10 protein-coding genes are annotated in these 9,658 nt (G+C 74.0%); all 10 read right to left on the bottom strand.

Features of this window, described 5'->3' with window-relative positions:
* Positions 1 to 75: 75 nt before the first annotated feature.
* The 10 genes from lgt to AC4BG9_RS05385 all read right to left on the bottom strand — a co-directional run bounded on the left by lgt (position 76) and on the right by AC4BG9_RS05385 (position 9,473).
* On the bottom strand, positions 76 to 981 hold the full coding sequence (gene lgt / locus AC4BG9_RS05430; RefSeq protein ID WP_490570057.1) for a prolipoprotein diacylglyceryl transferase: 906 nt from the start codon (positions 979 to 981) through the stop codon (positions 76 to 78).
* A gap of 16 nt (positions 982 to 997) precedes the next feature.
* Positions 998 to 1,627: an SCO family protein gene (locus tag AC4BG9_RS05425; protein WP_490570056.1), complete on the bottom strand. Its 630-nt coding sequence runs from the start codon at positions 1,625 to 1,627 to the stop codon at positions 998 to 1,000.
* Positions 1,624 to 2,427 (bottom strand): tryptophan synthase subunit alpha, encoded by an 804-nt coding sequence (gene trpA, locus AC4BG9_RS05420; RefSeq protein WP_490570055.1) that lies wholly within the window; start codon positions 2,425 to 2,427, stop codon positions 1,624 to 1,626. Before trpA ends, AC4BG9_RS05425 begins: the two co-directional genes overlap by 4 nt.
* Positions 2,424 to 3,671, bottom strand: a complete 1,248-nt coding sequence (gene trpB, locus AC4BG9_RS05415; RefSeq protein WP_490570054.1) for a tryptophan synthase subunit beta — start codon at positions 3,669 to 3,671, stop codon at positions 2,424 to 2,426. Before trpB ends, trpA begins: the two co-directional genes overlap by 4 nt.
* Entirely contained in the window at positions 3,668 to 4,450 is a 783-nt protein-coding gene (gene trpC / locus AC4BG9_RS05410; RefSeq protein WP_490570053.1) for an indole-3-glycerol phosphate synthase TrpC, read from the bottom strand. Before trpC ends, trpB begins: the two co-directional genes overlap by 4 nt.
* Positions 4,451 to 4,515: 65 nt before the next feature.
* The gene (locus AC4BG9_RS05405; RefSeq protein WP_490570052.1) at positions 4,516 to 4,716 is read right to left on the bottom strand and encodes an HGxxPAAW family protein; all 201 of its coding nucleotides are present in this window, start codon (positions 4,714 to 4,716) and stop codon (positions 4,516 to 4,518) included.
* Between the two features lie 61 nt (positions 4,717 to 4,777).
* On the bottom strand, positions 4,778 to 5,398 hold the full coding sequence (locus AC4BG9_RS05400; RefSeq protein WP_490570051.1) for a Trp biosynthesis-associated membrane protein: 621 nt from the start codon (positions 5,396 to 5,398) through the stop codon (positions 4,778 to 4,780).
* On the bottom strand, positions 5,391 to 5,747 hold the full coding sequence (hisI, locus tag AC4BG9_RS05395) for a phosphoribosyl-AMP cyclohydrolase (protein WP_490570050.1): 357 nt from the start codon (positions 5,745 to 5,747) through the stop codon (positions 5,391 to 5,393). The genes AC4BG9_RS05400 and hisI overlap by 8 nt, the downstream gene beginning before the upstream one ends.
* A gap of 16 nt (positions 5,748 to 5,763) precedes the next feature.
* On the bottom strand, positions 5,764 to 7,578 hold the full coding sequence (locus AC4BG9_RS05390) for an ABC transporter ATP-binding protein (protein ID WP_490570049.1): 1,815 nt from the start codon (positions 7,576 to 7,578) through the stop codon (positions 5,764 to 5,766).
* Positions 7,575 to 9,473 carry an ABC transporter ATP-binding protein gene (locus AC4BG9_RS05385; RefSeq protein WP_490570048.1) on the bottom strand — a complete coding sequence of 633 codons (1,899 nt, stop codon included), beginning with the start codon at positions 9,471 to 9,473 and terminating at the stop codon, positions 7,575 to 7,577. Before AC4BG9_RS05385 ends, AC4BG9_RS05390 begins: the two co-directional genes overlap by 4 nt.
* Positions 9,474 to 9,658 lie beyond the last annotated feature (185 nt).

The following is a 9,658-nucleotide window of genomic DNA, read 5'->3' as shown; positions in this document are numbered from 1 at the left end:
ACTGGCAAGGCGTGGTGCGAGCACGGGACGACGTTGGCCAGCGCGAGGACCGACTTTACCACCCTGTAACAGGCCTCAGTCACGCCGTTCCGCGTCGACCGCCTGCGCCTCGGACGTCCGGGATCCAGTGTAGACCTGGGTCTCCCGGCCGGGGTGGCGTCGGGCGGAGACCACGAAGAAGACCAGCGCCGCGACGAAGAGGACCAGCGAGGTCCACACGTTGAGCCGCAGTCCGGCGACGTCGGAGAGCTGGACGTCGTCGATGCGCAGGGTCTCGATCCAGCCGCGGCCGGCGGTGTAGACCATCACGTAGAGCGCCAGCACCCGGCCGTGCCCGAGCCGGAAGCGGCGGTCGGCCCACACGAGGAGCGCGAAGCCGGCCAGTGCCCACAGGGACTCGTAGAGGAAGGTGGGGTGGAAGAGCAGGTCGGCGTCCTCGGGACCGCTGTACGGCTCGACCCGGTGCGCCTGGTCGATCTCCAGCCCCCAGGGGAGGTCGGTCGGCCGGCCGTAGAGCTCCTGGTTGAACCAGTTGCCCCACCGCCCGACCGCCTGGGCGACCAGCACCCCGGGCGCCAGGGCGTCGAGCATCGGCGCGAGGCGGATGTGGTGGAGCCGGGCGCCGATCATCACCCCGACCGCGCCCAGGGCGATGGCACCCCAGATCCCCAGTCCGCCCCGCCAGATCTGCAGCGCGGCCCACGGGTCGCCGCCGGGTCCGAAGTAGCGCTCGTAGTCGGTGGCCACGTGGTAGAGCCGGCCGCCGACCAGGCCGAAGGGGACCGCCCAGATCGCCAGGTCCTGGACCTCGCCGAAGTCGCCGCCGCGCGCCACCCACCGCCGTTCGCCGATCCAGATCGCCGCGACGATGCCGAGGATGATCGCCAGCGCGTAGCCGCGCAGCGGGACGGGACCGAGGTACCAGACCCCGTGGTCGGGGCTGGGGATGGCGAACGCCGACAGCGACGCGAGCATGGTCATCGACTCCTGGGGCGGTTCACGGGGAGAGCAGCTCCTCGATGTCCTCGGCGAGCTGTTGGGCGGAGGTGTCGGCCGACCAGACGGTGTGTGCCCGACCCTGGTCGTCGAGACCCAGCACGGGGTCGCTGTGCACGACCTCGTACCCGCCGCCGGGCAGCTTCTCACCCTTCTCCACGAAGACGGCCAGCTCGCGCGCGGTCTCCACGATCGTGCTCATCCCACCGGTCGCCCCCTCGAACTCCGGGTCGTAGGCGTCGAGGTACCTCCGCAGCGTCCGCGGGTCGTCGCGGGCCGGATCGGTGGTCACGAAGACCACGTCGACCCGCTCCCGGTCGGCCTCGTCGAGCCGGACCAGGGCGCTGGCGATCGAGGACATCACGATCCCGCAGATGTCCGGGCAGTGGGTGTAGCCGAAGAAGACCAGGGTCAGGTCGGCCTCGGCCTCGGCCAGGGAGTAGTCGGCGCCGGAGGTGTCGACGAGGCGGGTGTCGGGCACCACGTAGGGCTCGTCCAGGGCGGTGCCGTGCAGGCCGTCGCCGTCGAGGTCGGCCGCGGCACCCTCGGCGCCGCCCCCGCCTCCGCAGCCGGCCAGCAGGGCCAGCGCGAGCAGGAGGCTGACCAGGGTGGTGACCGGGCGGCGGCTCATGCGTGCTCCCCCCGCACTCCCCGCGCGAGGCTCTCGGTCAGGGTGGCCAGGGCGCGCAGCCCGGCCCGGCGGTCCTCGCGGTGCTCCTGGAGGGTGCGCACGAAGGCCGAGCCGACGATCACGCCGTCGGCGTAGCCGGCGATCTCCGCGGCCTGCGCGGCGTTGCTGACCCCGAGGCCCACGCCCACCGGCAGCCCGGTGACGGCCTTGGTCCGGGCCACCAGGGGCGGCGCGAGGTCGCTGGTGGTGGTCCGGGCGCCGGTCACCCCCATCACCGCGGTGGCGTAGACGAACCCGCGGCAGTGGGAGGTGGTCATGGCGATCCGGTCGTCGGTCGAGCTGGGCGCGACCAGGAAGATCTTGTCGAGGTCACGGGCGTCGGCCGCCGCGAGCCACTCCTGCGCCGAGTCGGGCGTCAGGTCCGGGGTGATCAGCCCGGCACCGCCCGCCCCGGCCAGGTCGGCGGCGAACCGCTCCACGCCGTAGCGCTCGACCGGGTTCCAGTAGGTCATCACCACGGTGGGCACGCCGGTCGCGGCCACGGCCTCGACCACGCGCAGCACGTCGCGGGTGCGGGTGCCGGCGTCCAGGGCCTGCTGGGCGGCGGCCTGGATGGTGGGCCCGTCCATGACGGGGTCGCTGTAGGGCAGCCCGATCTCGATCACGTCGCAGCCGGACTCGACCAGCACCCGCAGGGCGTCGATGGAGCCCTCCACGTCCGGGAAGCCGGCCGGCAGGTAGCCGACGAGGGCGGCGCGGGCCTCGGAGCGCGCCCGGTCGAACGCGGCGCGGGTGCTCATCGCGACTCCTCCGGGGCGTCGGCGTCGGTGCGGCCCAGGCCGAACCACTCGATCGCGGTGCCCATGTCCTTGTCGCCACGGCCCGAGAGGTTGACCAGCAGGGTCGCCTCGGGTCCGTGCTGCTCCACCAGGGCGGGCACCTCGCGCAGCGCGCCGGCCAGCGCGTGGGCGCTCTCGATGGCCGGGATGATCCCCTCGGTACGGCTGAGCAGCGCCATCGCCTCCATCGCCTCGGTGTCGGTGACGGGCCGGTAGACCGCGCGCCCGACCCGGGCCAGGTGGGCGTGCTGCGGCCCCACGCCGGGGTAGTCGAGCCCGGCGGAGATCGAGTGCGACTCGACGGTCTGCCCGTCCTCGTCCTGGAGGACGAAGGTCCGGGCGCCGTGCAGCACGCCGCTGGCACCGGCGTGGATGGTGGCGGCGTGCCGGCCGGTCTCCACCCCGTCGCCGCCGGGCTCGAAGCCCAGCAGGGCGACCTCGGGGTCGTCGAAGAAGGCGGTGAAGATCCCGATGGCGTTGGAGCCGCCGCCGACGCAGGCGGCCACCGCGTCGGGCAGCCGGCCGTACTGCTCCAGGCACTGGGCCCGCGCCTCGTCGCCGATCCCGCGGCAGAAGTCGCGGACCATGCTCGGGAAGGGGTGCGGCCCGGCGGCGGTGCCGAAGAGGTACGCGGTGTGGTCGACGCTGGCGACCCAGTCGCGCAGCGCCTCGTTGATCGCGTCCTTGAGCGTCGCACTGCCGGAGTCGACCGGCACGACGGTGGCGCCCAGCAGCTGCATCCTGGCCACGTTGAGGGCCTGGCGTCGGGTGTCGACGGCGCCCATGTAGACGGTGCAGTCCAGGCCGAAGTAGGCCGCGGCGGTGGCGCTGGCCACGCCGTGCTGACCGGCCCCGGTCTCCGCGATCACCCGGGTCTTGCCCATCCGCTTGGTGAGCAGGGCCTGACCGAGCACGTTGCGGATCTTGTGGGCACCGGTGTGGTTGAGGTCCTCGCGCTTGAGCAGCACCCGGGCGCCGACCTGCCGGGAGAGCCGCTCGGCGTGGTAGAGCCGGCTGGGGGCACCGGCGTAGTCGCGGATGATCGCGTCAAACTCGGCGACGAAGACCGGGTCGGCCATCGCCTCGCGCCACGCGAGGTCCAGCTCGTCGAGCGCGGCGATCAGCGCCTCGGGCATGAAGCGGCCGCCGAAGTCGCCGAAGAAGCCGCGCTCGTCGGCGCCGAAGGCTCCGGGAACGGGGCTCATGCCGTCACCCCCGTCATCGTGCGGACGGCCTGCTCGGGGTCCCCGTGACGCACCAGGGCCTCCCCGACGAGCACCGCACCGGCCCCCTGGGCGACGAAGGCGGCCACGTCGGAGGCGTCGTTGATCCCGGACTCCGCGACCTTGACCCGGTCCTCGGGCACCAGCGGGGCCAGGCGGCCGAAGGTGGCGCCGTCGACGGCCAGGGTCTTGAGGTTGCGGGCGTTGACGCCGATCAGCCCGGCACCCAGCTCGACCGCGCGACGGGTCTCGTCCTCGTCGTGCACCTCGACCAGCACCGTGAGGCCCAGCTCGCCGGCCAGGTCGTAGAGGCCGCGCAACCGGTCGTCGTCCAGCGCAGCCACGATCAGCAGGGCCAGGTCGGCCCCCGCCGCCCGGGCCTCGAGGAGCTGGTAGGGCTCGACGATGAAGTCCTTGCGCAGCACCGGCACGTCGACCGCGGCGCGCACCGCCCGGAGGTCGGCCAGGGAGCCGCCGAAGCGCCGCTCCTCGGTCAGGACCGAGATGGCGGCGGCCCCGCCCCGGGCGTAGGCGGCGGCGAGCGAGGCGGGATCGGGGATGTCGGCGAGGTCGCCCTTGCTGGGGCTGCGCCGCTTCACCTCCGCGATGACGCTCGAGCCTGGTGCCCGGAAGTGCGGCATCGGGTCGCGGGGCGGGTCGACGTCGGCCAGAGCGGCCCGGAGGTCGCGCAGCGGGACCTCGGCCTCTCGGCGCGCCAGATCGACCCGGACACCGGCGACGATGTCGTCGAGAACGGACACGGGCTCACTCGCTTCTGCAGATCGGGATGACGGCGTTCGGGCGGGGTGCCCGACGCCGCCGGCGCTCAGTGGCTGGACTGGTGGTAGCCCATCTTGTCCATCACGAGGAAGACGGGCAGCCCCGCGACGGCCAGCGCGACGCCGACCCAGAAGAGCACCATGCTGACGGGGTTGAGCATGAGCGCGATGCTGCCGACCACGAAGCCCAGGAAGGCGACCGACACCGCGGTCCATGCTGCAGGGGTGTTGCCGTGATTGTCAGCCATTCAGGTGCGCTCCAAGGTCAGCGGTGGGCGAAGGTCCGCGGCCATTCTAGGGGGCGCGGTCTCAGGTCGGGTCCCGGCCCTCGTCCAGCGACTTCCACAGCTCGGTGGGGTCCGGCGGCGCCGCCCCGGCGCCCGGGGTGCCGGCGGTGGCGTCCTCCGCGGGGCGCCGCGCGGAGCCGGTGCCGGTGCCGGTGCCGGGAGCGTCGTACCGCGCCCCCATCGCGGGCCAGCCCGGGGCCAGGCGGACGGCCACCGCGCAGGCCGCCACGCACAGCAGGGCGGCCGGCAGCGCCACCCAGAACCACCCGGTGCGCTCCAGCTCGCCGTGGGCGACACCGGCGTCGGCGAGCCGGCCGGCGACCTGGTCGGGCAGCTGCGCCAGCGCGACCGCCCAGGTGACCACCAGGCCGAGCGAGGCCAGCAGGCCGGCCACCGCGACCAGGCGCCGCCAGCGTCCGCGGCTGACCAGGATCACGCCCCAGCAGGCCAGCACGACCAGGCCGAGGGCGGCGGCCAGGGGCATCTGGGCGATCCCCGGCGAGCTCGTCCAGAACACCTGGGCCAGCGCGTCGTCGCGGGTGCCGGCGTCCAGGGCCACCCAGTCGCGGCTGCCGCTCAGGGCGGCCAGTCCGCCACCCGCCAGCCCCGCGAGCACGGTGGGGGCGAAGGTGCGCTCACGCACCGGCGGGGCCCTCCCAGAGGAGGTCGGCGTCGAAGCAGGTCCGGTCGCCGGTGTGGCAGGCGGCGCCCTCCTGGTCGACCTTGACCAGCAGCGTGTCCTTGTCGCAGTCCAGGCGGACCTCCTTGACCCACTGCCGGTGGCCCGACGTCTCACCCTTGACCCAGTACTCGCGACGGCTGCGCGACCAGTACGTCGCCCGGCCGGTGGCCATCGTCCGGGCCAGGGCCTCGTCGTCCATCCAGCCCAGCATCAGCACCTCCCCGGTGTCGTACTGCTGCACGACCGCCGGGACCAGGCCCTCCGCGGTGTGCTTGAGACGTTCGGCGACGGCGGGATCCAAGGTGCTCACGGCGTCCAGTATCCGCTCAGCGGCCCTGCTGCGCGACCCAGGAGTCGTGCAGCCCCGCATAGACCGAGCCCCGCTGGGCCGCCAGCACCGCGTGCGGCCCGCGCTGGACCACCCGGCCGCCGTCGACCACCACGACCTCGTCGGCCTGCTCGGCGGTGGAGAGCCGGTGCGCGATCGTCACCGAGGTCCGGCCCGACATCAGCCGCTCCAGGGCGCGGCCGATCCGCATCTCCAGCTCGGGGTCCACGGCGCTGGTCGCCTCGTCGAGCACCAGCAGGTCGGGGTCGGCCAGGTGCGCCCGCAGCAGGGCGACGAGCTGGCGCTCGCCGGCCGAGAGCGACTCCCCCCGCTGGCCCACCCGGGTCGCGAGACGGTCGGGGAGCGCGTCGATCCAGTCGGCCAGGCCGAGCTCGCGGGCGGAGGCCATGATCTCCTCCTCGGTGGCCTCGAGCCGGCCGTAGCGCACGTTGGCCGCGACCGTGTCGTCGAAGAGGAAACCCTCCTGGGGCACCAGCACGACACTGCGGCGCAGGCTCTCCTGACGGATGTCGCGCACGTCGATGCCGTCCAGCAGGACCGCGCCGCCGGTCGGGTCCATCAGACGGGCCAGCAGCTTGGCGAAGGTGGACTTGCCCGACCCGGTCTCGCCCACGATCGCGACCCGGGTGCCGGCGGCGATCGCCAGGTCGACGTCGTGCAGCACCGGCGGGCCGCCCGGGTAGGCGAACGTCACGTCCTCGAACCGGACGTCGATCGGCCCCCGGGGCAGCACCCGGCCGCTCTCCCCCGGGTCGACGAGGTCGGCCGGCGTCTCCAGGATGCCGACCACCCGGCGCCAGCTGGCGATCGCGTTCTGGGCGTCGGTGAGGATCTGGGTGCCCATCTGCACCGGGCCCACGAACAGGGTCACCAGGAAGGCGAAGGCCAGCACCTGGCCGGCGGTCATGTCCCCGGTGAAGCCGAGCAGCACGCCCACCACCAGCACGCCGGCGTTCGCCAGCCCGGCCGAGAGCCCGCCCAGGGAGAACGAGACCACCGTGTACATCTGGGCCTTGGTGCTGGCGGTCTTGAAGTCGTCGATCGCGTGGTCGATGCGCTCCTGGGTCCTGTCCTCCACCGCGTAGGAGCGGACGACCGGCGCACCGACGACCGGCTCGGCGATCGCCGAGAGCAGGGTGCCGACGTGGCGGCGGACGATCCCGTAGGCCTCGGAGAGCTTGCGCTGGAAGTACCGGATGGAGACGAAGAGCGGGGCGAAGCAGAGCCAGACCACCAGGGCCAGCTGCCAGCTGTAGACGACCATCACCACGGTCGCGACCAGCACCTGCCCCACGCTGACCACCAGCAGCAGGCCGCCGAAGACCAGGAACTGGCTGACCTGGTCGACGTCGGTGGTCACCCGGGAGACCAGGGCGCCGCGCCGCTCGGTGCTCTGGGTGAGCATCGGCAGGTCGTGGACGTGCCGGAAGGCCTTGACCCGCAGCGTGGCCAGCCCGCGCTCGGCCGCGGCGAAGAGCCGGCTGGTCATCAGCGAGGAGGCGACGCCGGTGACCAGGACGCCGAGGGCGCAGACCAGGCCGATCCGGACCACCAGGGCGACGTCGGGGCCGCCCGGGCCGTCGAGGCCGCGGTCCAGGGTCTGCTGGACCGCCACCGGCACGATCACCTGCCCCGCCGAGGCCAGCACGGCGAGCAGGAAGGTCACCCGGATGCCGTTGAGGATCTCCGGGGAGTGGGCCAGGCCGCGACGGATGGTCGCGAGCGCACCGATCTCCTCGCCGGTGGTCACCCGGGTGCCGGAACGGCCGGCGGGCCGGCTCACGTCGCTCATGCCCGCTCCCCCACCGTCTCCTGCCGACCGGCGCCGGGCGCGTCCGGGTCGGGCGCGTCCGGGTTGGGCGCGTCCGGTTCGGGCGCCGCCTCCTGCGCGTGGTCGTGGTCGTGCTCGTGCTCGTAGGCGTTGACCAGGCGCGCGTAGTCGAGGTCGCGGGCCAGCAGCTCGGCGTGCGTGCCCCGGTCGACGACCCGGCCCTCGTCGAGGTGGATCACCTCGTCGGCCAGGGCGATGGTGGCCTTCCGGTAGGCCACGACCACCAGGGTCGCCTCCCGGTCGGCGCCGCCGGCCCCCTGGCGCAGCGCGGCCAGGATCCGCGCCTCCACCTCGGGGTCGACCGCGGAGGTCGCGTCGTCCAGCACCAGCAGGCGCGGCCGGCGGACCAGGGCACGCGCCAGCGAGACCCGCTGACGCTGGCCGCCGGAGAGGGAGGTGCCGCGCTCGCCCAGCTGGGTGTCCAGTCCCTCGGGCAGCGCGGCCACGAAGCCGTCGGCCTGGGCGGCCCGCAGCGCGTCCCAGACCTCCTCGTCGCTGAAGTCACCACCGAGGGTGACGTTGCCCCGCAGGGTGTCGTCGAAGAGGAAGGCGGTCTGCGGCACCAGCGCCAGCGCGCCGGCCAGCTCGCCCTGCCGCAGGTCGCGCAGGTCGGTGCCGTCGACCAGCACCCGGCCTCGGTCCGGGTCCAGCAGCCGGGCCAGCAGCGCGGTGAGCGTGCTCTTGCCCGACGCGGTCGGGCCCACCAGGGCGACGGTGCGCCCGGCGGGGACGTCGAAGGTGACCTCGCGCAGCACCGGCGAGGCGGGGTCGTAGGCGTAGCCGACCTCCTCGACCCGCAGCGTCGCCCCCCGGGTGGAGGCGGGCAGCGCCTCCTCGCCGAACGGCATCGACCCGGTCGCCTCCAGCACCGCGTTGGTGCGGCGGAAGCCCACCACGCTGCGGGGGAACTCACCGAGCAGCCACCCGATCGCCCGGATCGGGAACGCCACGATGGTCAGCAGGTAGGCGACCGTGACCACGTCTCCGGCCTCCGTGGCGCCGGAGAGCACCCGCGAGACGCCGACCGCCAGCACCACGAGGACCCCGAGGCTGGGCAGGGCCGCGAGCACGGGGTCGAAGACGGCCCGTATCCGGCCGGCCCGGATCAGCACGTCGCGCAGCTGGTGCGCCTTCGCCTCGAACCGGCGGGTCTCCTCGGTCTCCCGGCCCAGGGTCTTGACCACCATCGCGCCGTCGAAGGACTCGTGGGCCACCGCGCTCAGCTCGGCCCGCAGCCCCTGGGCCTTCGTCATCAGCGGCGAGGAGAGCTTCTGGTAGACCAGGTTGGCCAGCACCACGGCCGGGAAGACCAGCATGCCCACCGCCGCCATCACGACGTCCGCGGCGAGCATCTGGGCGACCGCGATCACCATCATCACCACGGTGCCGAGCGCCATCGGGAGCGGCGCGATCGGCCCCCAGGCCGCCTCCACGTCGGAGTAGGCGTTGGAGAGCAGCTGACCGGTGGGGTGCCGCTGGTGCCAGGACATCGGCAGGGAGAGGTACTGCCGGGTCACCGCCCGTCTGGTGTGCGCCTGCATCCGGTACTGCATGAGCCCCGCGCCGAGCCGGCGGGCCACGATCCCCACCGCCCGCAGCACCGCCACGCCGAGGAAGAGCCCGACAACCGCCCACAGCAGTCCGGTCCCGATCTCGCCGTCCTCGAAGGCCGGGATCACCACGTGGTCGGTGGCCCAGCCCAGCACCCACGCGTCGGCGACCGTGAGGACCGCGAAGAGGACGCTGCCCAGGGTGGAGACGGCGAAGATGAACGGCTCTCGCCGGATCGCCACGCCCAGGACCGCGAAGCCCTCCCGGGTGGTCGTGGCCCGCAACGGGTCCTGCTCCTGCACCACGTGCGCTGCGCCTCCTCGTCGTCCCCGCCCGGGCCCGGGCGGGCGCGGCGCCACCGCCGGTCGCGGCGGTTCCTGGGGGCAACCCCCGCGGCCGCCCAGGCTATTCCCGCTGTGCGGGCCCTCCGGGCCGCGACGGGCGCATCCCCCCGGGGCCCTCGCAAACCGTGACCGGCCGGGGGTCACCC

This window comes from Nocardioides sp. Z40_12 (assembly GCF_058215795.1).
The sequence above is the reverse complement of the archived record's forward strand: the minus strand, read 5'-3'. Positions and strand labels throughout refer to the sequence as shown.